Genomic DNA, 25,184 nt, shown 5'->3' with positions numbered 1-25,184 from the left:
GAGCGTCTTTTCGTAGAACTTGAACGCCGCTTCGCAATTGCCGTCATAGAACAGGTAGGGGTTCAGCATCGCTTGCTCCTCGGTTGTTGATCGGGTCGGCCGCTCGGGTGTCCCACGGACGGACTGTTGCTTTTACCAATAGACGAACGGGCCGAGTGCAATCCGACATCGCCGGCGGCGACATTTTTTGAAGGACTCTAGGTCCGCTCGCCGGCATCGCGCGGCTGGCTGTCGCGGATCAGGCGATCGAGATGCATTCTGATATGAGCAGCTTCAGCCGACGTGTTGGCGAGCGCGATGGCGCGGTCGAAAGCTGTGCGCGCCTCCTCGTTGCGGCCAAGCTGCATCAAGAGCGCGCCGCGCAAGCCGAAGAAATGAAAATAGTTCGACAGCCGCGGCGCCAGGGGCTCGATCATCGCGAGCGCCGCTTCCGCCCCGCGCACCTTGGATACCGCGACCGCCCGGTTGAGCGTCACCACCGGCGACGGCTGGATCGCCTCCAGCGCGCCATAGAGCAGGTCGATCTGCGCCCAGTCGGTGGCCTCGGGTCGTTCGGCCTGGCAATGCAAGGCCGCGACCGCAGCCTGGATCTGATAGGGACCGCTCTGACGATGACGCATCGCCTTGTCGATCAGCGCCGATCCCTCGGCGATCAGCTTCCGGTTCCAGAGCGAGCGGTCCTGATCGTCGAGCAGGATGACCGCTCCGCTGGCGTCGAACCGCGCATCCGCGCGCGCATGCTGCAGCAGCAACAGCGCCGTCAGTCCCATGATCTCCGGCTCGCCGGCAAACAGCCGCAGCAATAGCCGCGCCAGCCGGATCGCCTCTTCGCACAGCGGCTTGCGGATTGCGGCGGTCTCGCCGCTCGCGGAATAGCCTTCGTTGAAGATCAAGTAGATCATCGCGGCCACTGCCGCCAGCCGCTCATTGCGCTCGACCGCGCCCGGCGTCTCGAACGGCACATCGGCGTCCGCGACACGCGCCTTGGCGCGGGTGATGCGCTGCTCCATCGCGGCTTCCGTCACCAGGAAGGCGCGCGCGATCTGCCTGACCGTCAGGCCGCAGACGATGCGCAGCGCCAGCGCGATCTGCTGGGTCGCCGGCAGTTCGGGATGGCAGCAGATGAACATCAGCCGCAGGATGTCGTCGCGGTAATGAGAGCCGTCGAGCCGTTCGGCAAGCTGCGCCTCGGCGTCGTCGAGATCGGAGATGGCCTGATCGTCCTCGGGCAGCGGCTGCTGTTTGCGGCCGCGCCGCACCTCGTCGATCCCGGCGTTGCGCCCGACCATGATCAGCCACGCCGCCGGATCGCGCGGCGGGCCGTTCTGCGGCCAGTTCTTCAGCGCCCGCAACGAGGCGTTCTGAAACGCTTCTTGTGCGGCATCGAGATCGCGAAAATAGCGCAGCAGCGCGCCGATCGCCTGGGGACGCGCCGAGGTCAGGGCAGCGTCGATCCAGGCGGTATCGGTCATGGCGCAGACCGTCCGGGCGCAAACAGGCCGACCGGACGGATCTCATAGGCGCCGCCGGGATTGGCGGCGCCCAGATCGCGGGCGACATCGAGCGCCTCCTCGAGATTCTTGCAGTCGACGAGATAGAAACCGAGCAGTTGCTCCTTGGTCTCGGCATAGGGTCCGTCGAGCACCAGCGGCGGGTTTTCCTTGCGCAGCGTGGTCGCTGCCGTGGTCGGCAGCAGCCGCGCCACCGGGCCCAGCCGGCCCTCCTTGGCGAGCTTGTTCTGCACCACCGCGAGCTTTTGCATCACGGCTGCGTCCTGTTCCTTGGTCCAGGAGCCGACAAAATCCTCATCATGGTAGCAAAGGATGGCATAGAGCATCTGATGGGTTCCCGATTTCACTGGAAGACGAAGCAGTATGCCCGGAGCCGACAGGCCAGCGAGAAAAAATTCGAATGGCATCGGGCATAACCGTGTGTCGCGATGGCGCGCAAGGCCCGGATAGCCCTGATTTTCGCGCTGGTTACTCCAGCCGAGAACAATTTTTCGGGCGCGCGCCACCCCGGTAATGTGGCATGAGGTGTTCGAACGACGGGGCAAATTCCGATGAGCAAAGGCGCACTCGCGCTGTTGATCCATGGCGGCACCGACAATTGGTCGCCTGAACGCTGGACCGCGCGGTTTCGCGCGGTCTGCCATGACCGCCCGATCCTACTGCCACCTGAGGCCAAGCGAGATCCGGCCAAGGTGCATTACGCCGCGGTCTGGAAGCCGTCTCCCGGCGACCTTGCTTGTTTTCCGAACCTGAAGGTCATCTTCAACCTTGGCGCCGGCGTCGATGCACTCATGGCCGACAAGACGCTGCCGAACGTGCCGCTGGTCCGGGTCGCGGTCGGCGACCTCACCGGCCGGATGACCGAATATGTCGTTCTTCACGTGCTGATGCACCACCGCCAGGAACTGTATTTGCGGGACCAGCAGCGCAGCAAACGCTGGGTGCCGAAATTCCAGTGGCCGGCCAGCGCGATTTCGGTCGGCATCATGGGGCTCGGCACGCTTGGCGCTGATGCGGCGGACGTGCTCGGCCGGATCGGCTTTCGCGTCGCCGGCTGGAGCCGCAGCAAGAAGCAAGTCGACGGCGTCGCGTGTTTTCATGGCGACGGCCAGCTCGACGCGTTCCTGCGGCGGACCGCTATCCTGGTCTGCCTGTTGCCGCTGACAAGCGAGACGCGGCATATCCTCAACCGCGATCTGTTCGCGAAACTGAAGCGCGACGGTCCGCTGGGCGCACCGGTTCTGATCAATGCCGGCCGCGGCGGCCTGCAGAACGAAGCCGATATCCTCGGCTGCCTCGACGATGGCACGCTGGGCGCGGCCTCGCTCGACGTTTTCGCGCAGGAACCGCTGCCTGTGGACAGTCCGTTCTGGACCCATCCCAAGGTGGTGCTGACGCCGCACAACGCGGCCGACACAGACCCGGACGAAATCTCGAAATATGTGGCGCGGCAGATCGAAAACTTTGAGGCCGGCGGCGTGCTGGACAATGTGGTCGATCGCGCGCGGGGCTATTGAAGGTCCGGCTATTTTCCGAGCATCACATCGATCGCGCCATTGACGATTGCTTCCAGCTCCTGGCGCGGAATCCCGGCGCGGGCGCGGATCGCAATGGTGTGGATCGTGGCCGACGCGAGTTGTGCCAGCGCGGTCGGATCGGCTGACGCCGAAAGCTCGCCGTTGTCCTTGGCGCGGCGGAAACAGCTGGCAAAAGCCTTGTCGAGCTGCGAAAGCCCTTCCAGTACCATGGCGCGGATGTCGGGATCGGCGACCGCTTCGGAAGCCGCCGTCATCACCGTGAAGCAACCGCGCGGACCGGACGAGCCCGAGAGATAGATATCGAGCGCGACTCCATAGATGCGCGCCAGGCGTTTTCGGATCGGCATCTCCTCGCGAAAAATATCGATCGTCGCCGCGCGCGCGTCGTCGCGATAGCGCTGGTAGCTCTTGATGTAGAGCTCGCGCTTGTCGCCGAACGCCCCGTAAAGACTCGGCCGGTTCATGCCGGTCGCGGCACTGAGATCGTCGAGCGAGGTCGCGGCGAAACCACCCTGCCGGAACAGATCGAGTGCCTTGCCGAGCGCCACTTCCGGATGATAGGCGCGCGGCCGCCCGCGCCGCTTCGGCGCAGCCGGCGCATTGATTTTCGGTGCGCGCGAAGACTTCTTGTTCTTTTGTACCATTTCGAAAGAAATTCCTTGACCGGATTTATATTATGCAAAAGAGTACAAAAATCAACCCGGCCAGTAACGTATGGCCAAATCGCCAGGGAGACAGCCATGGACCTTTATTTCTCGCCTCTCGCCTGTTCACTTGCGACCCGCATTGCGCTCTACGAGGCCGGTGAATCCGCCAATTTTCTCGAGGTCGATCCCAAGACCAAACTGGTGCAGAACGACGGCTCGGATTTTCGCAAGGTGAATCCGCTCGGGCTGGTGCCGACACTGCGCACCGACGACGGCACCGTGCTCACTGAGAACGCCGCCATTCTGCAATATGTCGCGGACCGTTTTCCCGAGGCCGGCATCTCGGCCGCCTCCGGCATCGAGCGCAGCCGGCTGCAGCAATGGCTGTGCTTCATCGGCACCGAACTGCACAAGGGATTGTTCGTGCCGCTGCTCGACAGGAAAGCGGGACCGGAGGTGAAGAGCTATGTGCTTGAGAAAAACCTGTCGCGGCTCGACTACCTTGAGAATTATCTGAAAGGCCGCGACTATCTGCTGGACCATTTCAGCGTCGCCGACGCCTATCTCGTCACGGTGATCAACTGGACCATGGCAACACCACCGGTGGAGTTGGCGAAATGGCCGACCGTCAAGGCCTATTACGAGCGGCTGCGCGCGCGGCCGTCGATCGCGAAGGCGCTCACGGAGGAATTCGAGCTCTACAAGGCCGAGTTCGCCCGCCACAAGGCGGCGGCATAAGGAGAGGTCGTCTCCTGGACGCGGCGCAGCGCTTGCGCTACTCCGCAGAGCCGAGACCCATTTTTGGCTCGAGGTATGGACCCGGGATCAGCAGTGCACCGCCCATGGCGGTGCACTGCGTTCGAGGAACGCAATCGCAAACGGCGCTAGAACGGACTATCGCCCAATCCCGGCACGTCCGCCGGCCGCGAGCCCGGCGCCGGCCAGCGGAAACGGCGGTCCTTCTCGGCGATCTCGATATCGTTGATGCTGGCCTCGCGCCGCCGCATCAGGCCGTGCTCGTCGAATTCCCATTGTTCGTTGCCGTAGGAGCGGTGCCATTGGCCCCCCGCATCGTGCCATTCATATTGAAACCGCACCGCGATGCGATTGCCGTCGAAGGCCCAGAGGTCCTTGACCAGGCGATAGTCCAGTTCCTTCTGCCATTTGCGCGTCAGGAACGCGACGATGGCGTCGCGGCCCTCGAAGAACTCTGACCGGTTGCGCCAGCGGCTGTCCTCGGTATAGGCCAGCGCCACGCGTCCGGGATCGCGCGAATTCCAGGCATCTTCCGCCATGCGGGCTTTTTGCCCGGCGGTGTCCTTGGTGAACGGCGGGAGCGGGGGTCGCGGCATGGGTGTCTCCTATCGTGAGGCCGCAAACTCTATTGCCATATTTCGATAAGTCGATGGCCCGTTGTCTATCGGCTGATAGCTAGATCAAATCCGCCTTCAGCAATTGTCGCAGCGATTTCGGAATCGGCTGTGCCCGTCCCTCGCTGATGAAGGCGACACGTACTTGTGCCTTGACAAGAACGTCGGCGCCACGCCGCACCTCCTGCGCCAATATGATCGATGCGCCCTTGACCGCGACCGGCCAGGTCACGACGTCCAGCACGTCGTCCATCCGCGCCGGCTTCAGGAAATCGATTTCCATCGACCGCACCACGAAGGCAAAGCCCGGCGTCTCCCGTTCCGCTTCGGAAAACAGCGCGTGCTGTTCGGCGCCCATCAGGCGCAGATGATTGGTGCGGCCGCGCTCCATGAAACGCAGATAGTTGGCGTGATAGACGATGCCGGAAAAGTCGGTATCTTCGTAATACACCCGCACCTGCATGTGATGGCGGCCGTCGCGGATTTCGCCATCGATATGGGGATGTGTCACTGCTGCGCCTCGATTGCCCTCGAACATGCGCATCGTTTTGCGCAAAATCCGCCAGCCGCGCAAGCGCAGCAAATCATGATCGAGTTACGATGTTGCCTCGCCGGGCCTCCTCATCGCAGCCAGCGGCAGCACGTGATCACGCGTCAGCGGCGCCAGGGGAATATCGGGCGGCGCCCCCGGATCGATCCAGATCGTCTCGTCGATTTCCTGGCTTGGCGCAATCGCGCCGGTCACATCGACCTCATACAGGCAAGCCCGCACCCGAAAACCCGGTTCGTTCGCGGCGACCGCGTCGAACTTACCAAGCGGCCGGATCGAGGAGCGGACCACCGCGCAACCGAGTTCCTCGGCGATTTCACGCGAGAGAGCCGCGAGGTCGTTCTCGCCCGCCTCGCGCTTGCCGCCCGGCTGCATGAAGGCCGTGGTTCCGCGCTTGCGCACCAGCAGCACGCGGCCCTTCTCATTGCAGATCAGCGCCGCGACGATCTCGATGGTCCCGGCGTCCATCATTCGTCCTCGCCCTCGCTCCCGAACAGGCCGAACTGCGCCGGATCGCGTGAAGGCTCGGCGAGGCCGAGGTGGTGGAAGGCGTGCGGGGTCAACAGCCGGCCGCGCGGCGTGCGCTGCAGATAGCCGCACTGGATCAGATAGGGCTCGATGATGTCCTCGATCGCGTCGCGCGGCTCCGACAGCGCCGCCGCCAGCGTCTCCACGCCGACCGGGCCGCCGCCGTAATTCATTGCGATCGTCATCAGATAGCGCCGGTCCATCGCATCAAGGCCGGCGGCGTCGACTTCGAGCGCGCTCAGCGCGTGGTCGGCGATCTCGCGATCGATCGAATCGGTGTCCGCAGCGGAAGCAAAATCGCGCACCCGGCGCAGCAGCCGGCCGGCGATGCGCGGCGTGCCGCGGGCCCGGCGGGCGATCTCGTTGGCGCCATCCGGCGTCATGCCGATCTTCAGCACGCGGGCGCCGCGGGTGACGATCTTCTCCAGCTCCTCCACGGTGTAGAAGTTCAGCCGCACCGGAATGCCGAAACGGTCGCGCAGCGGATTGGTCAGAAGGCCGGCGCGCGTGGTGGCGCCGACCAGGGTGAATTTCGACAGCTCAATCTTGACGGAGCGCGCCGCCGGGCCCTCGCCGATGATGAGGTCGAGCTGGAAATCCTCCATCGCAGGATAGAGCACCTCTTCCACAGCGGGGCTCAGCCGATGGATTTCATCGATGAAGAGCACGTCGCGCTCCTCGAGATTGGTCAGCAGCGCCGCGAGATCACCGGCCTTGGCGATCACCGGGCCGGAGGTAGCGCGAAAGCCGACGCCGAGCTCGCGCGCCACGATCTGCGCCAGCGTGGTCTTGCCGAGACCGGGCGGACCGACGAACAGCACGTGGTCGAGCGCCTCGCCGCGTTTTCGCGCAGCCTCGATGAAGATCGAAAGATTCTTCCGCGCCTGCGCCTGGCCGACGAACTCCGACAGAAGCTGCGGGCGCAGCGCGGTGTCGGGCGCATCCTCTGTGCGGGGTTCGGGCGTGACGATGCGGGAGGGCGGGGTCATGCGGGGAGCATAGCACGCACCGGCGAGGGGCAGCCGCTCACTTCGCCAATTCCTTCAGGCCCAGCCGGATCAATTGTGCCGTCTCGGCATTCTCCCCGGCGCTGCGCGAGGCCGTCGCAATCGCAGCCGCCGCCTGCGGCTGGCCGTAGCCGAGATTGACCAGCGCGGAGATCGCATCCGTGACCGGGCGCGGCGCGCGCTGATCGTCGAGCGCGCCGGACAGGCTCAGCACGGCCGGATCGACACTGGCGAACGCGGGCGCCCTGTCCTTCAACTCGGTGACGATGCGCTCGGCGACTTTCGGACCGACGCCCGGCGTGCGCGCGATCGATGCCTTGTCACGCAGCGCGATCGCGTTGGCAAGTTCGGCCGGCGGCAGCGTGCCGAGCACGGCGAGCGCCACCTTGGCGCCGACGCCCTGCACGGTCTGCAGCAGCCGAAACCATTCGCGCTCGATGTCGCTGCGAAACCCGAACAGTTTTATTTGATCTTCCCGGACATAGGTCTCGATCGCGAGCACCGCGGCCTCCCCCGGCGCCGGCAGCGCCTGCAAGATGCGCGCCGAGCAATGCACCTGATAGCCGACACCGCCGACGTCAAGGATGACGAAATCCTCGCCATAGGAATCGATCAGGCCCTTGAGCTTGCCGATCATACCCCGACCACCCGGAGCCGCAGCGCGGCGCTCTGGCGATGATGGGCGTGCGTGATCGCGATCGCCAGCGCGTCGGCGGCATCAGCGGATTTCGGCTCGGCTTTCGGCAGCAGGATCTTCAGCATCACCAGGATCTGGCTCTTGTCGGCATGACCGGCGCCGACCACGGTCTTCTTCACCCGGTTTGGCGCGTACTCCGCGACCTCGATGCCGAACATTGCGGGCGCCAGCATGGCGACCCCGCGCGCCTGGCCGAGTTTCAGCGTGGCGACGCCATCCTTGTTGACGAAGGTCTGCTCGACGGCGGCTTCCAGAGGCCTGAACGTCTCGAGCACCGCGGCCAGTCCCTCATGGATCCCGAGCAGGCGGCTGGCCAGCGGCAGGCCTTCCTTCGGTTCCACCGAGCCGCAGCCAACAAAAACCAGCCGGTTGCCGTCGGTCTCGATCACGCCCCAGCCGGTGCGACGCAGGCCCGGATCAATGCCGAGGATACGGATGGGACCGCGAATCGGGGGGGATGACATGGGATCATTGATACCGCCCGCGCGCCGGGAACGAAACACAAACAAGACGTCGTCCCCTTGAAACCACGGAGCCTGGCGCCCCTCAGGTTTCCCGGGACCCGATGACGAAATGCCTCAACTGGATGTCTCGCGGGTCTTCCGTTATTGAGCGGCATGTTTTTGTCGATCGCAACCACGCATCAACCAGCAACGGACCTGGGATATCTGCTGCACAAGCATCCCGAGCGCCTGCATGACATCGAACTGACGTTCGGCAAGGCATGGGTCTTCTACCCCGATGCCGACCAGACGCGTTGCGAAGCCGTGCTCGTGCTGGACGTCGATCCCGTTGGATTGGTTCGGGGAAAAGGTCAGGCCGACGGACTGTTGGATCAATACGTCAATGATCGCCCCTATGCGGCCTCGTCTTTCCTGTCGGTCGCCCTCAACAAGGCGTTCCGTACCGCGATGACGGGCGTCTGCAATGCGCGGCCGGAACTTGCCGACAGTCCTATTCCCCTCGAAGCCGTCGTGACGCCGCTGCCGTTGCGCGGCGGCGAGAAGCTGCTTCGGGAACTCTTTGAACCGCTGGGTTGGGGCGTGCGGGTCGAACCGGTCGAAGCTGCGGACACGGCGTCGACCGGCAGGCTCTATGCCCGCGTGGCGCTGACCGGGATGTCCCGCCTGAGCACGCTGCTCAATCATCTCTATGTGTTGATTCCGGTCTTGGACGACGCCAAGCACTATTTTGTCGGCGAGGACGAAATCGATAAACTCCTCAGGCGCGGCGAAGGATGGCTCGACCAGCACCCGGCCAAGGAGCTGATCGTGCGCCGCTACCTTCGTCATCGCGGCATGCTGGCGCGTGCCGCGCTCGACCGCCTGGTGCCTGAAACCCAGCAGGAAGCGATCGAGCCCGAAGCCCGCGCCGCGCCCGAAGATGCGCTGGAGGCGCCGATCCGGCTCAACGACGAACGCATGATGGCGGTTGTCGAGGTGCTTCGCGCGGCGGGAGCCAAGACGATCGCCGATCTGGGCTGTGGCGAGGGCAAGTTGTTGCAGCGTCTCCTCCGCGAGCGCTGGGCAGAGCGCCTGATCGGCCTGGACCCCGCGGCGCGCGAACTGGAATGGGCGGCCAAGCGGCTGAAACTCCATTTGCCGGGTGGCCCGCCGGATGAACGCGTTTCACTGCTGCATGGGTCGCTGACCTATCGCGACGACCGATGGGCCGGCGCTGAGGCCGCCGCGCTCGTGGAGGTCATCGAACATCTGGACCGCGACCGGCTGCCGCTCGTGGAGCGGGTCGTGTTTGGCGAGGCGCACCCGGTCACGGTGGTGGTGACCACCCCCAACGCGGAATACAACGTGTTGTTTCCGAAGCTCGCCGCCGGAGCCTATCGCCATCCCGACCACCGCTTCGAATGGACCCGCGCCGAGTTTCAGGCCTGGGCGGACAGGATTGGCTCGACCTATGGCTACCGGGCGGCATTGCATGGCATCGGCCGACAGGACGTCGCGCGGGGCGCCCCGACGCAGATGGCAGTGTTTACCCGATGAGTTCAGCCGATCGCAAAATTGAGATTCCCGACTTCTCGCTGGTCGTCCTGATCGGCTCGACGGGATCTGGAAAATCGACGTTCGCGGCGAAGCATTTTATGCCGACCGAAGTGATCTCATCGGACTACTGCCGCGCGCTCGTGTCCGACGACGAGACCGATCAGGGCGTCACGGAGGATGCGTTCGACCTCGTGCACGAGATCGCCGGCAAACGGCTCAAGCACAGGAAGCTTGCCGTCGTCGACGCGACGAATGTCCGGCCGGCGGATCGCAAGAGATGGATCGAGTTGGCGCGACAGTGGCACGCCTTGCCCGTTGCCATCGTATTCGATCCGGGTATCGACGTTTGCATCGAGCGCAACGGCACGCGGCCCGATCGCGCCTTCGGCGGGCAGGTGGTGCAGCGGATGGTTTCGGAGGTGCGTCGCGGTCTTGGCGGCCTGGAGCGCGAGGGCTTCCGCCGAGTCTGGAAATTGTCGGACGTGGCGATGATTGACGCGGCAGAGCTGACGCGTCAGCCACTGTGGACCGACAAGCGGCATGACACCGGCCGGTTCGATATCGTTGGCGACATTCATGGCTGTTCGGACGAACTCCAGCGCCTCCTGACCCTGCTCGGCTATCGCGTCGAATGGGCAGATGGCGCGGGCGATCGGACGGTCACCGTCGTGCCGCCGCAAGGACGCAAGGTCGTCTTTGTCGGCGATCTGACCGACCGTGGACCAAATTCACCCGACGTCCTGCGCATCGCGATGAGCATGACCGCGGCCGGGACGGCCTATGCCGTGCAGGGCAATCATGATCAAAAGCTGCAGCGTTGGCTATCCGGCAAGAAAGTCAAGATCGGCCACGGCCTGCAGCAGACCATCGATCAGTTGGGAGGCCAGCATCGCGGGTTTCGTGAGGCGCTGGCGAAATTCCTCGATGGGCTGCGCAGTCACGTCTGGCTCGATGGCGGACGGCTCGCGGTGGCGCATGCCGGCCTGAAGGAAGACATGATCGGTCGCGGATCCGGCGCCGTGCGAGCATTCGCGCTTTACGGGGAAACCACCGGCGAGATCGACGAATTTGGTCTGCCCGTCCGCGCCGACTGGGCCGCGACGTATCGCGGATCGACGACCGTCGTCTATGGCCACACACCGGTGATGCGCGCGGACTGGGTGAATAACACCATCTGCATCGACACCGGCTGTGTCTTTGGCGGCAAGCTGACGGCGTTGCGCTGGCCCGAAAAGGAGCTGGTCGAGGTTGCAGCCGAGCGAACCTGGTTCGAACCAATCCGCCCGCTCGGCGAACTTGCCAATACCGCGTCGGCCCAGGCCGACGCGGATCGGGTCCTCGACATCAAGGACGTCAGCGGTCGCCGCTGGATCGAGACCGAATTGAAGGGCCGCATCGTCATCGCGGAAGAGAACGCGTCCGCCGCGCTGGAAGTCATGAGCCGGTTTGCGCTGGCGCCGCAATGGCTCGCCTATTTGCCGCCGACCATGTCGCCAACCGAAACCAGCGCCCACCAAGGCTGGCTGGAACGGCCCGAGGAAGCTTTCGCTCATTTTCGCGACAGGGGTGTCAGGGACGTCGTGTGCGAGGAAAAGCACATGGGCTCGCGCGCGGTGGTTGCGCTGTGCACGACCGCAGAGGCCGCCAAGGCGCGATTTGATGCCGCCGGCAATGAAACCGGCGCGATCTGGACCCGCACCGGCCGGAGCTTCTTCGATGATCCGGCGCTGACGGAGCAGCTTCTTTCCCGCCTGCGCGCGGTGGTCGAGAGGGCCAGCCTGTGGAACGAGCTTGCGACCGATTGGCTGCTGCTCGACGCCGAAATCATGCCGTGGTCCGCCAAGGCAGGCAGCCTGATCCAAAGCCAATACGCGCCGGTGGCCACCTCATCACGCGCGGGGTTCGCCGCCGCAGCCGAAGCTTTCACCCGCGCCGGCGATCGTGGCCTGGACATTGCGGCGCTTCGCGACCGCTTCGCCGACCGCGCGCAACGCGCCGCGCTCTATGGCAAGGCCTGGGCACCCTATGTCTGGCCGGTCTCAGGCGTCGGCGACCTCAAGCTCGCCCCCTTCCATCTGCTCGCAAGCGAAGGGCGCGTCTGGTTTGATCAGGATCATGTCTGGCACATGGGGATTGCCGACCGGCTGGCGGCAGCGGGCGACAACGTCGTATCCCGCACGCAATGGCGCACGGTCCCGCTTGAAGATCCCGGCGCCGTCGCTGATGCCGTCGCCTGGTGGGAGGCCCTTACAAGCCATGGCGGCGAAGGCATCGTGATCAAACCGCGCGAGTTCATTGCCCGCGGAAAGAAGGGGCTGATCCAGCCAGCATTGAAGGTCCGCGGGCATGAATATCTCCGCATCATCTATGGCCCCGAATACGATGCGCCTGCGAATCTTGTCCGTCTGCGCGAGCGCCGCCTCGGAGGCAAACGCAATCTCGCCCTTCGCGAATTCGCTCTTGGTCATGAGGCCTTGAAGCGCTTCGTGGCCCGCGAACCGCTCAGGAGGGTCCATGAATGCGTGTTCGCGGTTCTGGCGCTCGAGAGCGAGCCAATCGATCCGCGACTCTGAAGGGCGGGTCTGCTCCCGACGGCTACCCGCCCAGCTTGGCCATCAGCGCGTCCGAAATCTCGAAATTGGCGAACACGTTCTGAACGTCATCGTGTTCGTTGAGCACATCCATCAGCTTCAACAGCTTCTCGCCGGTCTCGTCGTCCACGGAGACGGTGTTTTGCGGCTTCCAGGTCAGCGCCGCCTTGCGCGGTTCGCCGAATTTGGCTTCCAGTGCCTTGGCGACCTCGCGGAAATGGTCCTGCGCCGCGTAGATTTCGTGTCCGCTTTCGCTCGAGAGAACATCGTCCGCGCCGGCCTCGATCGCCGCATCCAGCATCGCGTCGTCGGACGCCGCCTTCGCATCATATTCGATGATGCCGGTACGATCGAACATGAAGGAGACCGAACCGGTCTCCCCGAGGTTGCCGCCGGCCTTGGTGAAATAGGAGCGGATGTCGGACGCTGCGCGGTTGCGGTTGTCGGTCAGCGCCTCGACGATGATCGCGACGCCGCCCGGGCCATAGCCCTCGTAACGGATCTCGTCGTAATTGTCGCCCTCGCCGCCGATCGCCTTCTTGATCGCGCGCTCGATATTGTCCTTCGGCATGTTCTCCTCGCGCGCCGCGGCCACCGCCGCGCGCAGTCGCGGATTCATCGCGGGGTCCGGTGTTCCGAGCTTCGCGGCCACCGTGATTTCCCGCGCCAGCTTGCCGAACAGTTTCGACTTCTGGGCATCCTGCCGACCCTTGCGGTGCATGATGTTCTTGAACTGGGAATGACCGGCCATGCGGGTGTCTCTTCAGATTCGTCCGGGATGTGGGGAAGTGGAAAGGGCGGCGTTATAGGCCGCGCGGCGGGCAAAATCAAAGATTTGGCGATGTTTTCGGTAATTTGGTAACGCTGCCGTGCAGCAAAAGTTAACCATGACTTCACCCCCAAGTGTAAGGATGGCAACAACAATTGTCCAAAGACGCGCGGACGCAAGATCCGCCCGAAGCGACGACCGGCATTTTGTCGTGCTGAACCGGTCGCCGCCCTTTTCACCTGGAGGAAACCGAATGTCGGTCGCCCAGCCCGCGAAGTTGGAAGTCGCCCCTGCCGTCCGCACGGACAGTGAGCGGTTGGTCGACCAGCTGGCCGACCGAATCGGCGGCCTCGGTGTCGAACTCGCCGACGTGGCCGGCAACGTCCAGGAAGTGGCCCAGCGGGTCTCCATCCAAGCCGAGCGATTTGGCCAACTGCAACAGACCGCCAAGACCATGGTCTCGGCCAATCACAACATTGCCGACGCCTCGCGCACCGTGCAGTCTGCGGCATCAGCAGCCGTCGGCGACATCACCCAGTCGCGCACCGTGGTGGAAACCGCGGTTGCCCATATCGCCGAGCTGGTCGAGGCCGTCGCCCGCATCGAAAGCCGGCTCGGCGCGGTCTCGTCGGCGCTGGCGCAGGTCGCGAAAGTCTCAACCTCCATCGAAACCATCGCCAAACAGACCAACCTGCTTGCGCTCAACGCGACCATCGAGGCGGCGCGCGCCGGCGACGCGGGGAGAGGCTTTGCGGTGGTCGCCGGCGAGGTGAAGAACCTTGCCGAGGCGACGCGGCAGGCCACGCATCAGATCGGCGACACCGTTCGCGGCCTGGACGGCGAGGTTAGCCAACTGGTCAGCGAAAGCGGCGAAGCCTCGGTGCGGGCCAAGAATGCCGGCGACGGCGCCCAGCAGATCAGTGGCATCATCGCCCGGGTGCAGGACGGCTTTACCAAGGTCGACCACGAGATCGACGGCGTGGCGCAAGCCGCCACTTCCAATCTTGCCCATTGCGACATGGTCATCGAGGAACTCGCCAATCTCGCCAAGGGCGTCGACCTTTCCTCAAATGATCTGAAACACGCCGACGAGAGAGTGGCAAAACTGCTCGACGTTTCCGAGGGGCTGATCGCCTTGATCGTCAACAGCGGCGTGGAAATATCGGATACGCCGCTGATCCGTAGCGTCGTCGACACGGCCAAACGGATATCGCAACTGTTCGAGTCGTCGATCGAGCGCGGCGAGATCACGCTCGATCAGTTGATGGACGAGAAATATCGGGAAATTCCCGGCACCGATCCCAAGCAGTACCTCACCGACTACGTCGCGTTCACCGATCGCGTGCTGCCGGCGATCCAGGACCCGATCCAGAAATCCGATCCGCGCATCGTGTTCTGTGTTGCCTGGGCGAGAGGCGGTTATCTTCCGACCCACAATCCGGATTACTGCCTGCCGCAAGGAGGGGACCCGGTCTGGAACAACGCGCACTGCCGCAACCGTCGCCTGTTCAATGATCGCGCGGTCAAGAAGGTCGCCGCCAGCACAAAACCATTCCTGCTGCAGACCTACCGCCGCGACATGGGCGGCGGGCATTTCGTCCTGATGAACGACCTGTCGTCGCCGATTCTGGTCCGGGGCCGCCACTGGGGCTCCTTCCGCATGGGTTTTCGGCAATCCTGAGCAGCGCCGTTGGCCCGAGACCGGCGCCGTGTCGTCGTTCGTTCACCTCGGCTGTCTATAAACGCCCCTGAAGCGATCACGCATCGAAGAGATCATGCATCGAAGATCATGCATCCCTTGGGGAGTTTGAGATGAGCGAATATCCGGAGCTCGACGCGCTGCAGGCCGACTACAAGAATGCGGTCGAAGCCTGGATTGGCGCCATCCGCAAGGAAGAAGAGCTCGCCTCCGTCAATCATACCGTCGCCGAAGTCGACAAATGGGAAGCGGCGCATTTCGACGAGGACGAGATGCGCTCGATCGTGAAAGCGGCAAAGGCGAAATACGAGGACGCGCTGCGGGCGAAGTTCTTCGGGTTCTAAGCGCACCAGAATCCCGGTAGCGCCGGCTCCAGCCTTCCGCCGATCCGCACCGGCGCGATCTTGAGCGCAAGCCCGGTCGCATCATCCGTCTCGACCGCGACGCCCGACAGTGTCGCGGTGCCGCTGGCCGGCTCGAAGCGGCCCGACGGAATGCCGGTGGTGAAGCGGCGCAGCGGCTCTTCCTTCTGCATCCCGATGATCGAATCATAATCGCCGGTCATGCCGGCATCGGTCATGTAGGCGGTGCCGCCAACGAGAATCTGATGGTCGGCGGTCGGCACGTGGGTGTGCGTGCCGACGACGAGGCTGGCACGGCCGTCGCAGAAGAAGCCGATGCCCTGCTTCTCACTGGTCGCCTCGCAATGGAAATCGAGCACGGTCGCGTCCGCCGCCTGGCGCAACGGGCAGGCTTCGAGTTCCCGGGCGATAACGGCAAAGGGATCGTCGAACGGCGTCATGAAGACGCGGCCGATCGCGTTGATGACGAGCGCGCGTTTGCCGCTCTTGGTGTCGATCAGGGCCGCGCCGCGGCCCGGCGTGCCCCTCGGAAAATTCGCCGGACGGACCAGGCGCGGCGCGCGTTCGATGAATACCAGCGCCTCACGCTGGTCCCACGCGTGGTTGCCGAGCGTGATGGCGTCGGCGCCGGCGTCCAACAGCTCCTGATAGATCGCCTCCGTGATACCGAATCCGCCGGCCGCGTTCTCGCCATTGACGACGACGAAGTCGAGCGTCCAGTCACGAACCAGGCCCGGCAGATGCTCCAAGACGGCGGTTCGCCCCGCCCGGCCGACGACGTCGCCGACGAAAAGAATGCGCAAGGCTATGAACTCCGGAAGTCGAATACGCGCCTCTCCGTTAGCACATAATCCAGTGGCACGTCGTGCGACATCGCCGGGATGGCCTTGATTTCCTGCACTGCGAAAGCAAGACCCATGCCCGCGATGGTCTTGATCTTGCGCAGATGCGCGAAGGAGATGTCGTAGTGGCCGGCGCCGTAGCCGATGCGGTGGCCCAAACGATCGAACGCCGCGAGCGGCACCAGCATGACATCCGGGACGACCTCCGCGGCGGCCGGCGACGGCTCGAGGATACCGAGCGGACCGAGCAGCAGCCGGTCGCTCGGCGACCAGGCGCGAAAGACCAGCGATTGACCGCGCGCCGTGACGGTCGGCAGCGCCAGCCTTGCGCCCTCCGCGGCGAGCTTTTTCATCAGCGGCGCCGGGTCGATCTCGTTTCGGATCGGCGAATAGCCGGCTACTACTGCGCCGGGCTCGAGCGCGAATGGCAGTCCGCGTGTGGCGATTGCCTCCGCCGCGGCGGCGCGCTGCTCCCCGCTCAGGGCATCGCGCGCCGCAAGTGCTGCAGCGCGAAGGTCGGCTTTCGATTTCATCGACATGCGCAATGCCGTTCTTCCGTCGTCCGGCCGGCCGGATGACCAAGGCCCCGGCAGGCGAACCCGTATTCCAGAGCCCATGCGGACGCGAACAAGGCCGCAGCGCGCTCGATCCGCCCGACACCGGATCCTTCGCTGAATACGGCAGCGACTCCGCATCCGGGCGGCGCGTCGACAGGAAAGCAACCAAAATGGAGAAATCAACAGACGCGGATAAGATCAAAGTGCGAAGCCATGATGGCCGTTGGAACGCTCGATCCCGGAGTTCCCTACGAAAGTAGGTGGGCACCATATGTCCGGATCCACGGACCCGGCCAGGGACAGTTCCCTAAAGGATCGATAAGGCCCCGGGGATATTATGGTTCCTGACGCGCGACACAGCCTCGCAGGTCCTATGTAGCAACGATACTGCCGGACCGCCAGCGTCAACCGATCGCCACCCCGCCGCCAATGGTCCGATTCAGGACCTGCGTGGTGCGCTCGATCCGCTCGGCGGCGGCATTGAGCGCGTTGGCGACTGCGGTCTGGGTGGCCTTGGCCCGGTCCACCGCGGCAACGCGGACATCGCGCAGCGAGCCCAGCTCTTCCTCCAGGTTGCGGATACGCTGGCCGGCATCGAGCAATTCGTCGCACACGGTCAATGCCGCCATCACGGTCAGCCTGGCGTCGCCGATCTCGCCGAATTTGCCACGCAGGCTTTCGATCCGCGCTTCCAGGCTCTCGGCGAGCTTCAGAAGCCGCACCTCCTGCCCTTCCTCGCAGGCCATGCGGTATTGCCGGCCATTGATGGTGACGTTGATATGGCTCATAGACTCTCCTCGACGCCAAGCACTGCGCGGATCGTGCCGATCGCCGCATCCAGCCGTTCGACCACCTCGCGATTGGCCCGCTCGAGCTTGCGCGAGCGCACCAGCGAGCCGTCGAGCTCGTCGGCAAGCCGCGAACGATCCGCCCCGAGGGCCTGGATTCGTGTCGCCAGTTCATCCTCGTCGCGATCGGCTTCGCGCCGCCGCTCGACCGCGCTTTCCAGGGCATCAAGCGCCGACATCAGCCGCCGTGTCGCGGCATCGATATCGGCGAATGTCGGCTCCACATTGGCGGGACGATCGTTCATGACAGCGAGCCTGAGACCTCTTCCGGTGAGCTGGCCGCCCGGCAAAATCCGCGGTCGGACCAAGTGCTTAGATCAGGTGCTCAGATCAAGCGCCTAGACCATGAAACTTACGTGGCAAGCCGGGCCGGCGCAACGCTGCGGCGAAGCTATGCACTGCAAAGCAGCTTTTCGACCCCACAAAGCGTTGGACTCCGGGAACCGAGATGCTATCCAACCCTGATCTCGCGCGGCCGCCAGGCCCCCGCCCCGCTGCGCATCACAACCAAGCACCTCATTTCAGACGGATTTTCCACCATGACGCAGGTTGATCATTCCGGTATGGCCAATGCGATCCGTGGGCTCGCGATGGACGCCGTGGAGAAGGCGAAGTCCGGCCATCCGGGTCTTCCCATGGGCGCCGCCGACATCGCGACCGTCCTGTTCACGCAATTCCTGAAATTCGATGCCGCCCATCCGGAGTGGCCGGACCGCGACCGCTTCGTGCTGTCGGCCGGCCACGGCTCGATGCTGCTTTATGCGCTGCTCTATCTCACCGGGAATCCGGAGATGACGCTCGACCAGATCAAGCGTTTCCGCCAGGTCGATTCGCTGACCCCGGGCCACCCGGAGAATTTCCGGACCAAGGGCGTCGAGACCACCACGGGCCCGCTCGGCCAGGGCATCGCGACCTCGGTCGGCATGGCGCTGGCCGAGAAGATGCTGGCGGCCGAGTACGGCCGGAAGATCGTCGATCATCACACCTACGTGCTGGTGTCCGATGGCGATTTGATGGAAGGGGTATCGCAGGAAGCGATCGCGCTGGCGGGGCACTGGAAGCTCAACAAGCTGATCGTGCTCTACGACGACAACGGCATCTCGATCGACGGCCCGACCTCGATCTCCGATTCGGTCGACCAGGTGAAGCGCTTCAAGTCGGCAGGCTGGCAGGCCGAGCTGATCGACGGCCAGGACCAGGGGGCGATCGCCGCCGCGATCACCCGCGCGCAGGCCTCCAATAAGCCATCGCTGATCGCCTGCAAGACCACGATCGGATACGGCTTGCCCACCAGGGCCGGCACCGCCAAGGCGCACGGCGAGGCTCCGGGGGCGGAGGAAGTGAAGGGCGCCAAGGAAAAGCTCGGCCTCTCCCAGGAACCGTTCTCGGTACCCGACGCCGTGCTGAAATGCTGGCGCGAGGCCGGCGCCCGCGGTGCCAGCGCGCGGCAGCAATGGGAAGCCCGGTTTGCGGAATTGGGCCCGCGCAAGCGCGCCGAGCTCGAACGCCGGCTGCGCCACGAACGCCCACCGGGACTGGCAAAAGTGTTCAAGGACTACAAGAAGGCGCTGCTCGAAAAGCCGCTCAACATCGCCACCCGGAAATCCTCCGAAGCCGTGATCGACGTGATCGCCGAGGCGATGCCGTTCGAGTTCGTCGCGGGCTCGGCCGACCTCACCGGCTCCAACAACAACAAGGCGAAATCGGCGGAGGATTTTTCCGCCAAGACGCCGAGGGGTCGCTTCATTCATTACGGCATCCGCGAGCACGGCATGGCGGCGGCCCTCAACGGCATCTTCCTGCATGGCGGCTTCGCGCCGAACGGCGCCACCTTCCTGGTGTTCACCGACTATGCGCGGCCGGCAATGCGGCTCGCCGCGCTGATGGGCACCGGCGTGGTCTATGTGATGACCCATGATTCGATCGGGCTCGGCGAGGACGGCCCGACCCATCAGCCGGTCGAGCATCTGGCGACGTTGCGCGCGATTCCCAACATGCGGGTGTTCCGTCCCTGCGACGCGGTCGAAGTGGCCGAATGCTGGGAGCTTGCCTTGAACCGCGCCAACGGCCCGACCGTGCTGGCGCTGACCCGCCAGAACCTGCCGCAACTACGTACCACCGCACCTGCGGAAAATCCGTGCCAGCAGGGCGGCTATGAGCTGGTGGCGGCTCACGGCGAGGCCAAGGTGTCGCTGTTCGCCTCGGGTTCGGAGGTCGAGATCGCCGTCACCGCGCAAAAGCAACTGGCCGAGCGCGGCATCGCGGCGCGGGTGGTATCGGTGCCGTCGCTGGAACTTTTGCTGGCGCAGCCCGCCGAGCGGCAACAGGCGATCATCGGCAAGGCGCCCGTCAAAGTCGCGGTCGAGGCCGCGGTGCGCTGGGGCTGGGATGCCGTGATCGGCCATGATGGCGTTTTTATCGGCATGCATTCGTTTGGCGAGAGCGGACCGGCCAAGGACCTTTTCAAACATTTCGGAATTACTGCCGAGGCGGCCGTCGCTGCAGTGCTGAAGCGATTAGGCTGACGGTTGAGATTGCCGGAAAAAGGGACTACCAAGGAGCCACATTTTCCGCTCCCGCCCGGCCGAACCGGGCGTCCGCCCGAAAAGCCTTGTGGGGTGCCGAAAAGTCCCCTGGAGGGTGACAAAAGTCATTGAAGGAGACGACAGATGGCAGTCCGCGTCGCAATCAACGGATTTGGCCGGATCGGCCGCAACATTCTGCGGGCGATCGCCGAGTCCGGCCGCAACGATATCGAGGTGGTCGGCATCAACGATCTCGGCCCGGTCGAGACCAATGCGCATCTTCTCCGCTTCGATTCCGTGCATGGCCGCTTTCCAGGCACGGTGACGGTCGAGGGAGACTCCATCAGCCTCGGCAACGGCAAGATCAAGGTTTCGGCCGAGCGCGACCCGTCGAAGCTGCCGTGGAAGGACCTCGGCGTCGACATCGCGATGGAATGCACCGGCATCTTCAATACCAAGGAGAAGGCCTCCGCGCACCTCGCCGCCGGCGCCAGGCGGGTGCTGGTCTCGGCGCCGGCCGACCACGCCGACGCCACCATCGTGTTCGGCGTTAATCACGACGCGTTGTCCAAGGATCACCTGGTCGTCTCCAACGGCTCCTGCACCACCAATTGCCTGGCGCCAGTCGCCAAGGTGCTGAATGACACGGTCGGCATCGAGACCGGCTTCATGACCACGATCCATGCCTATACCGGCGACCAGCCGACGCTCGACACCCTGCACAAGGACCTCTACCGCGGCCGCGCCGCCGCCATGTCGATGATCCCGACCTCGACCGGGGCCGCGAAGGCGATCGGGCTCGTGCTGCCGGAACTGAAGGGCAAGCTCGACGGCGTCGCGATCCGCGTGCCGACCCCGAACGTCTCGGTGATCGATTTGAAGATCGTTGCCAAGCGTGAGACCAATCCGAAGGAAATCAATGAGGCGATGAAGCGCGCCAGCGAGCAGCAGCTCAAGGGCATTCTCGGCTATACCACCGCGCCGAACGTCTCGATCGACTTCAACCACGACCCGCATTCCTCGACCTTCCACATGGACCAGACCAAGGTCATGAACGGCACGCTGGTGCGGGTGATGGCGTGGTACGACAACGAATGGGGTTTCTCCAACCGCATGGCCGACACCGCCGTGGCGATGGGGAAATTGCTGTAGAGGCCACTTGATGACCTTACCTGCCTGGATCGGCATACCCGGCGCGATCATGCTGATCGCGCTTATTGTCTACGGCTTTCGCCAAGGCATGAAGGTAATCCCGGGCCATGCTAGTGTAACTAACAATCAGAATGACTATCCGCCTCCCAGCTAAGCGGGGCACTAAATAGATGACAAAACAATTCCGCACCCTTGATGACGTCGACGTAAGGGGCAAGCGCGTGCTGCTCCGCGTCGATCTCAACGTGCCCATGGAGAACGGGCACGTCAGCGACGCGACGCGGCTCGAACGCGTCGCGCCGACCATCACCGAGCTTTCCGACAAGGGCGGCAAAGTCATCCTGCTCGCGCATTTCGGCAGGCCGAAAGGGCGCGACGAAAAGGACTCGCTGAAACCCGTTGCCGCCGCGCTCGCGGGCCTGATCAAGCGGCCGGTCGCGTTCGCCGATGACTGCGTCGGCGAGCCCGCGGCAAAGGCGGTCGCCGCGATGAAGGACGGCGACATTCTCTGTCTCGAAAACACCCGCTTCCATAAAGCGGAAGAAAAGAACGATCCCGTCTTCGTCGCGGAGCTGGCAAAGCTCGGCGACATCTGGGTGAACGACGCCTTCTCGGCCGCGCACCGCGCCCATGCATCGACCGAGGGCCTCGGCCATGTGCTGCCGGCCTATGCCGGGCGCACCATGCAGGCCGAGCTCGACGCGTTGGCTAAGGCGCTGGACCACCCGACCAAGCCCGTCATCGCCATCATCGGCGGCGCCAAGGTCTCCACCAAGATCGATCTGCTGGAAAACCTGGTCACCAAGGTCGACGCGCTGGTGATCGGCGGCGGCATGGCCAATACCTTCCTGCACGCGCAGGGCGTCGGCATCGGCAAGTCGCTGGCCGAGAAGGATTTGGCCGCGACCGCGCTGCGGATCATCGAGAAGGCCAAGGCCGCCAATTGCGCCATCATCCTTCCGGTCGACGCCGTGATCGCCAACCAGTTCGTCGCGAACGCGCCGTCCCACGCCTATGGGCTGGATGCCATTCCCGCAGACGGCATGATACTGGATGTCGGCCCACAGTCGATCGTCCGCATCAATGCCGCGATCGACGACGCCGCGACCCTGGTCTGGAACGGGCCGCTCGGGGCGTTCGAAATCCCGCCATTCGACCGCGGCACCATGGTGGCGGCCAGGCACGCCGCCGAACGCACCAAGGCCAAGAAGCTGATCTCGGTCGCCGGCGGCGGCGACACGGTCGCGGCGTTGAACCAGGCCGGAGTTGCCTCCGATTTCAGCTATGTCTCGACCGCCGGCGGCGCGTTTCTTGAATGGATGGAAGGCAAGCCCTTGCCGGGCGTCGAGGTCTTGAGGATACGATAGAGGGCGATGGCTTCAGCCCGCCACCGCGCCTTGGCTTGTTGTTTGGGTGATTTTGGGCGAGGCCGCCCCAACCGGAGAAGATGACAGATGGCTCGCATCACGTTGCGTCAATTGCTCGACCACGCGGCGGAACACGATTACGGCGTGCCGGCCTTCAACATCAACAACATGGAACAGGCGCTGGCGATCATGGACGCCGCCTCGTCCCTGGACGCGCCCGTCATCATCCAGGCCTCGCGCGGCGCCCGCTCCTACGCCAACGACATCATGCTGAAGCACATGATGGACGCCGTCACCGAGATCCATCCGCAGATTCCGGTCTGCGTGCACCTCGACCACGGCAACGGACCCGACACCTGCATGACAGCAATCCAGGCCGGCTTCACCTCCGTCATGATGGACGGCTCCTTGAAAGCCGACGGCAAGACGCCGGCCGACTGGGACTACAATGTCGGGGTTACCAGGACGGTCACCGGCATGGCCCATCTCGGGGGCATCTCGGTCGAGGGCGAGCTTGGTGTACTCGGCTCCCTCGAGACCGGCATGGGCGACAAGGAAGACGGTCACGGCGCCGAAGGCAAGCTCTCCCACGACCAATTGCTCACCAATCCCGACGAAGCCGTGAAATTCGTCAAGGAGACCAAGGTCGACGCGCTGGCGATCGCAATGGGCACCTCGCATGGCGCCTACAAGTTCACCCGCAAACCAGACGGCGACATCCTCGCCATGAAGGTGATCGAGGAAATCCATCGCAAGCTGCCGAACATGCATCTGGTGATGCACGGTTCCTCCTCGGTGCCGCAGGATCTGCAGGCGATCATCAACGCCAATGGCGGCAAGATGAAGCCGACCTGGGGCGTACCGGTTTCGGAGATTCAGCGCGGCATCAAGAACGGCGTGCGCAAGATCAACATCGACACCGACAACCGCATGGCGATGACTGGCCAGATCCGGAAAGTGCTGCACGAGCACCCGGAAGAGTTCGACCCGCGCAAATATCTGAAGCCCGCGATGGAAGCAATGACCAAACTGTGCAAGCAGCGGCTGCAGGAATTCAACACCGCGGGGCAGGCCGGCAAGATCAAGAAGGTGCTGACGACCGCCGAGATGGCCAAGCGCTACGCCAAGGGCGAACTCGACCCGCAAGTGGCCTGAAGGAAGTGGCCTGACGGAACCATTAAACCTTCGCGAGCCGGAACTTACGAAGGTATTCTGGCAATTGCCCGAGAACCGCCTATTTGCTTTGCAAGAGCGTTTTCGAGTGCCGGCCGGCCCCGACGCGATTCGGGTCGGGGATCGCTATCATGACGAAAACGCGTCAAAACAAAGCATCTTGCTCTGGAGGACGCTTCGATGAATCTCGCCGAGTTGAACAAAGTGGCTACTGCCATGGTGACACCGGGCAAGGGCATTCTCGCGGCCGATGAATCCACCGGCACGATCAAGAAGCGCTTCGATGCGATCAAGGTCGAATCGACCGAGGAGACGCGGCGCGACTACCGCGAGATGCTGTTCCGCTCGGCGGAGGCGATGAGCAAATATATCTCGGGCGTCATTCTCTATGACGAAACCATCTGGCAGAATGCCAAGGACGGCACGCCGCTGATCAAGCTCATTGAACAGGCCGGCGCGATCCCCGGCATCAAGGTGGACGAGGGCACGCAGGAGCTGCCAAACTGCCCCGGCGAAACCGTCACCGTTGGTCTCGACAAGCTCGCGGAGCGACTGAAGAAATATTACGAGCGCGGCGCCCGCTTCGCGAAATGGCGCGCGGTGATCGACATCGGCGCGCATGTTCCCAGCATGACGGCGATCCATGTCAACGCTCATGCGCTGGCGCGTTATGCCGCCTTGTGCCAGGCCGCGCAGATCGTGCCGATCGTCGAGCCGGAAGTCCTGATGGACGGTGATCACGACATCGAGCGCTGTTATGAAGTGACGCAGCGCGTGCTCAACAAGACGTTCCAGGAATTGCGGGTCCAGCGCGTCGCGCTGGAAGGCATGATCCTGAAACCCAATATGGCGGTCTCGGGCAAGAAGAACGCAAAACAGGCCTCCGTCGAAGTGGTCGCGGAGAAAACCATTCGCCTGTTGAAATCCTGCGTCCCGGCTGCGGTTCCCGGCATCGCCTTTCTCTCCGGCGGCCAGTCCGACGAAGAGGCGACGGCGCACCTCAATGCCATGCACCGGCTTGGCCCGCTGCCGTGGCGGCTCACCTTCTCCTATGGCCGTGCGTTGCAGGCGGCGCCGCAGCGCGCCTGGTCGGGCCGGCCGGAGAATATCGCAAGCGGCCAGCGCGCCTTCACCCATCGCGCGCGCATGAACGGGCTTGCCAGCAAGGGCGAGTGGGCCGGCGACCTGGAACAAAAGGCGGCATAGATTTGGCCACCAAATCCGTTCCGCCGCGTCCGATGCCGCGGCTCTATCTCGCGACACCTTCCATCGAGGATCCGTCGTCCTTGGCCGAAAGCCTGCCTGGCCTGCTGGCGGGAGCCGACATCGCCGCGGTGCTGGCCAAGCTCAGGCCGAGCGATCCGCGCGGCAAGATCTCGTGCATCAAGGCGTTGGCACCCGCGATCCAGAGCGCTGGCGCCGCGCTGCTGCTCGATGGCGAGAGCGAACTC

General features: G+C 64.2%; 25 protein-coding genes, 1 other RNA gene and 1 pseudogene. 12 read left to right on the top strand and 15 right to left on the bottom strand.

The window, feature by feature from the left end:
• Positions 1 to 197: 197 nt before the first annotated feature.
• Positions 198 to 1,472: an RNA polymerase sigma factor gene (locus tag WCB02_RS13390; protein WP_423958703.1), complete on the bottom strand. Its 1,275-nt coding sequence runs from the start codon at positions 1,470 to 1,472 to the stop codon at positions 198 to 200.
• Entirely contained in the window at positions 1,469 to 1,837 is a 369-nt protein-coding gene (locus tag WCB02_RS13385) for a YciI family protein (RefSeq protein ID WP_423958702.1), read from the bottom strand. The genes WCB02_RS13390 and WCB02_RS13385 overlap by 4 nt, the downstream gene beginning before the upstream one ends.
• Positions 1,838 to 2,062: 225 nt before the next feature.
• Between WCB02_RS13385 and WCB02_RS13380 the strand changes: the two genes are divergently transcribed.
• Positions 2,063 to 3,028: a 2-hydroxyacid dehydrogenase gene (locus WCB02_RS13380; protein WP_423958701.1), complete on the top strand. Its 966-nt coding sequence runs from the start codon at positions 2,063 to 2,065 to the stop codon at positions 3,026 to 3,028.
• Positions 3,029 to 3,036: 8 nt separating this feature from the next.
• Here the strand turns inward: WCB02_RS13380 and WCB02_RS13375 are convergent, their stop codons facing one another.
• The gene (locus tag WCB02_RS13375; protein WP_423958700.1) at positions 3,037 to 3,693 is read right to left on the bottom strand and encodes a TetR/AcrR family transcriptional regulator; all 657 of its coding nucleotides are present in this window, start codon (positions 3,691 to 3,693) and stop codon (positions 3,037 to 3,039) included.
• Between the two features lie 96 nt (positions 3,694 to 3,789).
• Between WCB02_RS13375 and WCB02_RS13370 the strand changes: the two genes are divergently transcribed.
• Positions 3,790 to 4,434 carry a glutathione binding-like protein gene (locus tag WCB02_RS13370; protein ID WP_423958699.1) on the top strand — a complete coding sequence of 215 codons (645 nt, stop codon included), beginning with the start codon at positions 3,790 to 3,792 and terminating at the stop codon, positions 4,432 to 4,434.
• A 146-nt stretch (positions 4,435 to 4,580) separates the two neighbouring features.
• Here the strand turns inward: WCB02_RS13370 and WCB02_RS13365 are convergent, their stop codons facing one another.
• The 6 genes from WCB02_RS13365 to ruvC form a co-directional block, all read right to left on the bottom strand.
• The gene (locus WCB02_RS13365; protein ID WP_423958698.1) at positions 4,581 to 5,048 is read right to left on the bottom strand and encodes a DUF1348 family protein; all 468 of its coding nucleotides are present in this window, start codon (positions 5,046 to 5,048) and stop codon (positions 4,581 to 4,583) included.
• A gap of 79 nt (positions 5,049 to 5,127) precedes the next feature.
• Positions 5,128 to 5,577 carry a tol-pal system-associated acyl-CoA thioesterase gene (gene ybgC, locus WCB02_RS13360; RefSeq protein ID WP_423958697.1) on the bottom strand — a complete coding sequence of 150 codons (450 nt, stop codon included), beginning with the start codon at positions 5,575 to 5,577 and terminating at the stop codon, positions 5,128 to 5,130.
• Between the two features lie 84 nt (positions 5,578 to 5,661).
• Positions 5,662 to 6,084: an NUDIX hydrolase gene (locus WCB02_RS13355; protein ID WP_423958696.1), complete on the bottom strand. Its 423-nt coding sequence runs from the start codon at positions 6,082 to 6,084 to the stop codon at positions 5,662 to 5,664.
• Positions 6,084 to 7,133, bottom strand: a complete 1,050-nt coding sequence (ruvB, locus tag WCB02_RS13350; RefSeq protein WP_423958695.1) for a Holliday junction branch migration DNA helicase RuvB — start codon at positions 7,131 to 7,133, stop codon at positions 6,084 to 6,086. Before ruvB ends, WCB02_RS13355 begins: the two co-directional genes overlap by 1 nt.
• A gap of 37 nt (positions 7,134 to 7,170) precedes the next feature.
• A complete protein-coding gene (gene ruvA / locus WCB02_RS13345; RefSeq protein ID WP_423958694.1) occupies positions 7,171 to 7,788 on the bottom strand; it encodes a Holliday junction branch migration protein RuvA in 618 nt (205 codons plus the stop codon).
• Entirely contained in the window at positions 7,785 to 8,312 is a 528-nt protein-coding gene (gene ruvC, locus WCB02_RS13340) for a crossover junction endodeoxyribonuclease RuvC (protein ID WP_423958693.1), read from the bottom strand. The genes ruvA and ruvC overlap by 4 nt, the downstream gene beginning before the upstream one ends.
• A 153-nt stretch (positions 8,313 to 8,465) precedes the next feature.
• Between ruvC and WCB02_RS13335 the strand changes: the two genes are divergently transcribed.
• Both WCB02_RS13335 and WCB02_RS13330 read left to right on the top strand, forming a co-directional pair.
• Positions 8,466 to 9,848: a 3' terminal RNA ribose 2'-O-methyltransferase Hen1 gene (locus WCB02_RS13335; RefSeq protein ID WP_423958704.1), complete on the top strand. Its 1,383-nt coding sequence runs from the start codon at positions 8,466 to 8,468 to the stop codon at positions 9,846 to 9,848.
• Positions 9,845 to 12,421: a polynucleotide kinase-phosphatase gene (locus WCB02_RS13330; RefSeq protein WP_423958692.1), complete on the top strand. Its 2,577-nt coding sequence runs from the start codon at positions 9,845 to 9,847 to the stop codon at positions 12,419 to 12,421. The genes WCB02_RS13335 and WCB02_RS13330 overlap by 4 nt, the downstream gene beginning before the upstream one ends.
• A gap of 22 nt (positions 12,422 to 12,443) precedes the next feature.
• Here WCB02_RS13330 and WCB02_RS13325 read toward each other — a convergent pair whose 3' ends face one another.
• Positions 12,444 to 13,190: a YebC/PmpR family DNA-binding transcriptional regulator gene (locus WCB02_RS13325; protein WP_423958691.1), complete on the bottom strand. Its 747-nt coding sequence runs from the start codon at positions 13,188 to 13,190 to the stop codon at positions 12,444 to 12,446.
• Between the two features lie 271 nt (positions 13,191 to 13,461).
• Here WCB02_RS13325 and WCB02_RS13320 point away from each other — a divergent pair, with 271 nt between their 5' ends.
• Together WCB02_RS13320 and WCB02_RS13315 are read left to right on the top strand one after the other, a co-directional pair.
• Positions 13,462 to 14,889: a methyl-accepting chemotaxis protein gene (locus tag WCB02_RS13320; RefSeq protein WP_423958690.1), complete on the top strand. Its 1,428-nt coding sequence runs from the start codon at positions 13,462 to 13,464 to the stop codon at positions 14,887 to 14,889.
• 131 nt (positions 14,890 to 15,020) lie between these two features.
• Positions 15,021 to 15,251, top strand: a complete 231-nt coding sequence (locus tag WCB02_RS13315; RefSeq protein ID WP_423958689.1) for a hypothetical protein — start codon at positions 15,021 to 15,023, stop codon at positions 15,249 to 15,251.
• Here WCB02_RS13315 and WCB02_RS13310 read toward each other — a convergent pair.
• From WCB02_RS13310 to WCB02_RS13290, 5 genes are all read right to left on the bottom strand, one after another.
• Positions 15,248 to 16,072, bottom strand: coding sequence for a TIGR00282 family metallophosphoesterase (locus WCB02_RS13310; protein ID WP_423958688.1), 825 nt, complete (start codon positions 16,070 to 16,072; stop codon positions 15,248 to 15,250). The two genes, WCB02_RS13315 and WCB02_RS13310, sit on opposite strands and share 4 nt — an antisense overlap.
• Positions 16,073 to 16,074: 2 nt before the next feature.
• A complete protein-coding gene (locus WCB02_RS13305) occupies positions 16,075 to 16,650 on the bottom strand; it encodes a 5-formyltetrahydrofolate cyclo-ligase (protein ID WP_423958687.1) in 576 nt (191 codons plus the stop codon).
• Positions 16,651 to 16,872: 222 nt separating this feature from the next.
• Positions 16,873 to 17,034, bottom strand: a non-coding RNA gene (gene ssrS / locus WCB02_RS13300) — 6S RNA.
• 38 nt (positions 17,035 to 17,072) lie between these two features.
• On the bottom strand, positions 17,073 to 17,456 hold the full coding sequence (locus WCB02_RS13295) for a cell division protein ZapA (protein WP_423958686.1): 384 nt from the start codon (positions 17,454 to 17,456) through the stop codon (positions 17,073 to 17,075).
• Positions 17,453 to 17,761, bottom strand: a complete 309-nt coding sequence (locus WCB02_RS13290) for a DUF4164 domain-containing protein (protein ID WP_423958685.1) — start codon at positions 17,759 to 17,761, stop codon at positions 17,453 to 17,455. Before WCB02_RS13290 ends, WCB02_RS13295 begins: the two co-directional genes overlap by 4 nt.
• A 294-nt stretch (positions 17,762 to 18,055) precedes the next feature.
• Between WCB02_RS13290 and tkt the strand changes: the two genes are divergently transcribed.
• The 6 genes and pseudogenes from tkt to WCB02_RS13260 form a co-directional block, all read left to right on the top strand.
• Entirely contained in the window at positions 18,056 to 20,041 is a 1,986-nt protein-coding gene (gene tkt, locus WCB02_RS13285) for a transketolase (protein WP_423958684.1), read from the top strand.
• A 144-nt stretch (positions 20,042 to 20,185) separates the two neighbouring features.
• Entirely contained in the window at positions 20,186 to 21,193 is a 1,008-nt protein-coding gene (gap, locus tag WCB02_RS13280) for a type I glyceraldehyde-3-phosphate dehydrogenase (RefSeq protein ID WP_423958683.1), read from the top strand.
• 170 nt (positions 21,194 to 21,363) lie between these two features.
• Complete coding sequence (locus WCB02_RS13275) at positions 21,364 to 22,560, top strand: phosphoglycerate kinase (protein ID WP_423958682.1); 1,197 nt, start codon at positions 21,364 to 21,366, stop codon at positions 22,558 to 22,560.
• Between the two features lie 87 nt (positions 22,561 to 22,647).
• Positions 22,648 to 23,715, top strand: coding sequence for a class II fructose-bisphosphate aldolase (gene fba / locus WCB02_RS13270; protein WP_423958681.1), 1,068 nt, complete (start codon positions 22,648 to 22,650; stop codon positions 23,713 to 23,715).
• 198 nt (positions 23,716 to 23,913) lie between these two features.
• A complete protein-coding gene (locus WCB02_RS13265) occupies positions 23,914 to 24,939 on the top strand; it encodes a class I fructose-bisphosphate aldolase (RefSeq protein WP_423958680.1) in 1,026 nt (341 codons plus the stop codon).
• A gap of 2 nt (positions 24,940 to 24,941) precedes the next feature.
• Positions 24,942 to 25,184: pseudogene (locus WCB02_RS13260) on the top strand (thiamine phosphate synthase); the annotation flags it as partial.

The organism is Bradyrhizobium sp., from assembly GCF_049581145.1.
Lineage (GTDB): Bacteria > Pseudomonadota > Alphaproteobacteria > Rhizobiales > Xanthobacteraceae > Bradyrhizobium.
The sequence above is the reverse complement of the archived record's forward strand: the minus strand, read 5'-3'. Positions and strand labels throughout refer to the sequence as shown.

Excerpts from the sequence above, each read along its gene's own strand:
- WCB02_RS13390 (WP_423958703.1), bottom strand. The coding sequence starts at position 1,472 with ATGACCGATACCGCCTGGATCGACGCTGCCCTGACCTCGGCGCGTCCC.
- WCB02_RS13385 (WP_423958702.1), bottom strand. The coding sequence starts at position 1,837 with ATGCTCTATGCCATCCTTTGCTACCATGATGAGGATTTTGTCGGCTCC.
- WCB02_RS13380 (WP_423958701.1), top strand. The coding sequence starts at position 2,063 with ATGAGCAAAGGCGCACTCGCGCTGTTGATCCATGGCGGCACCGACAAT.
- WCB02_RS13375 (WP_423958700.1), bottom strand. The coding sequence starts at position 3,693 with ATGGTACAAAAGAACAAGAAGTCTTCGCGCGCACCGAAAATCAATGCG.
- WCB02_RS13370 (WP_423958699.1), top strand. The coding sequence starts at position 3,790 with ATGGACCTTTATTTCTCGCCTCTCGCCTGTTCACTTGCGACCCGCATT.
- WCB02_RS13365 (WP_423958698.1), bottom strand. The coding sequence starts at position 5,048 with ATGCCGCGACCCCCGCTCCCGCCGTTCACCAAGGACACCGCCGGGCAA.
- WCB02_RS13355 (WP_423958696.1), bottom strand. The coding sequence starts at position 6,084 with ATGGACGCCGGGACCATCGAGATCGTCGCGGCGCTGATCTGCAATGAG.
- ruvB (WP_423958695.1), bottom strand. The coding sequence starts at position 7,133 with ATGACCCCGCCCTCCCGCATCGTCACGCCCGAACCCCGCACAGAGGAT.
- ruvA (WP_423958694.1), bottom strand. The coding sequence starts at position 7,788 with ATGATCGGCAAGCTCAAGGGCCTGATCGATTCCTATGGCGAGGATTTC.
- ruvC (WP_423958693.1), bottom strand. The coding sequence starts at position 8,312 with ATGTCATCCCCCCCGATTCGCGGTCCCATCCGTATCCTCGGCATTGAT.
- WCB02_RS13335 (WP_423958704.1), top strand. The coding sequence starts at position 8,466 with ATGTTTTTGTCGATCGCAACCACGCATCAACCAGCAACGGACCTGGGA.
- WCB02_RS13330 (WP_423958692.1), top strand. The coding sequence starts at position 9,845 with ATGAGTTCAGCCGATCGCAAAATTGAGATTCCCGACTTCTCGCTGGTC.
- WCB02_RS13325 (WP_423958691.1), bottom strand. The coding sequence starts at position 13,190 with ATGGCCGGTCATTCCCAGTTCAAGAACATCATGCACCGCAAGGGTCGG.
- WCB02_RS13320 (WP_423958690.1), top strand. The coding sequence starts at position 13,462 with ATGTCGGTCGCCCAGCCCGCGAAGTTGGAAGTCGCCCCTGCCGTCCGC.
- WCB02_RS13315 (WP_423958689.1), top strand. The coding sequence starts at position 15,021 with ATGAGCGAATATCCGGAGCTCGACGCGCTGCAGGCCGACTACAAGAAT.
- WCB02_RS13305 (WP_423958687.1), bottom strand. The coding sequence starts at position 16,650 with ATGTCGATGAAATCGAAAGCCGACCTTCGCGCTGCAGCACTTGCGGCG.
- WCB02_RS13295 (WP_423958686.1), bottom strand. The coding sequence starts at position 17,456 with ATGAGCCATATCAACGTCACCATCAATGGCCGGCAATACCGCATGGCC.
- WCB02_RS13290 (WP_423958685.1), bottom strand. The coding sequence starts at position 17,761 with ATGAACGATCGTCCCGCCAATGTGGAGCCGACATTCGCCGATATCGAT.
- tkt (WP_423958684.1), top strand. The coding sequence starts at position 18,056 with ATGACGCAGGTTGATCATTCCGGTATGGCCAATGCGATCCGTGGGCTC.
- gap (WP_423958683.1), top strand. The coding sequence starts at position 20,186 with ATGGCAGTCCGCGTCGCAATCAACGGATTTGGCCGGATCGGCCGCAAC.
- WCB02_RS13275 (WP_423958682.1), top strand. The coding sequence starts at position 21,364 with ATGACAAAACAATTCCGCACCCTTGATGACGTCGACGTAAGGGGCAAG.
- fba (WP_423958681.1), top strand. The coding sequence starts at position 22,648 with ATGGCTCGCATCACGTTGCGTCAATTGCTCGACCACGCGGCGGAACAC.
- WCB02_RS13265 (WP_423958680.1), top strand. The coding sequence starts at position 23,914 with ATGAATCTCGCCGAGTTGAACAAAGTGGCTACTGCCATGGTGACACCG.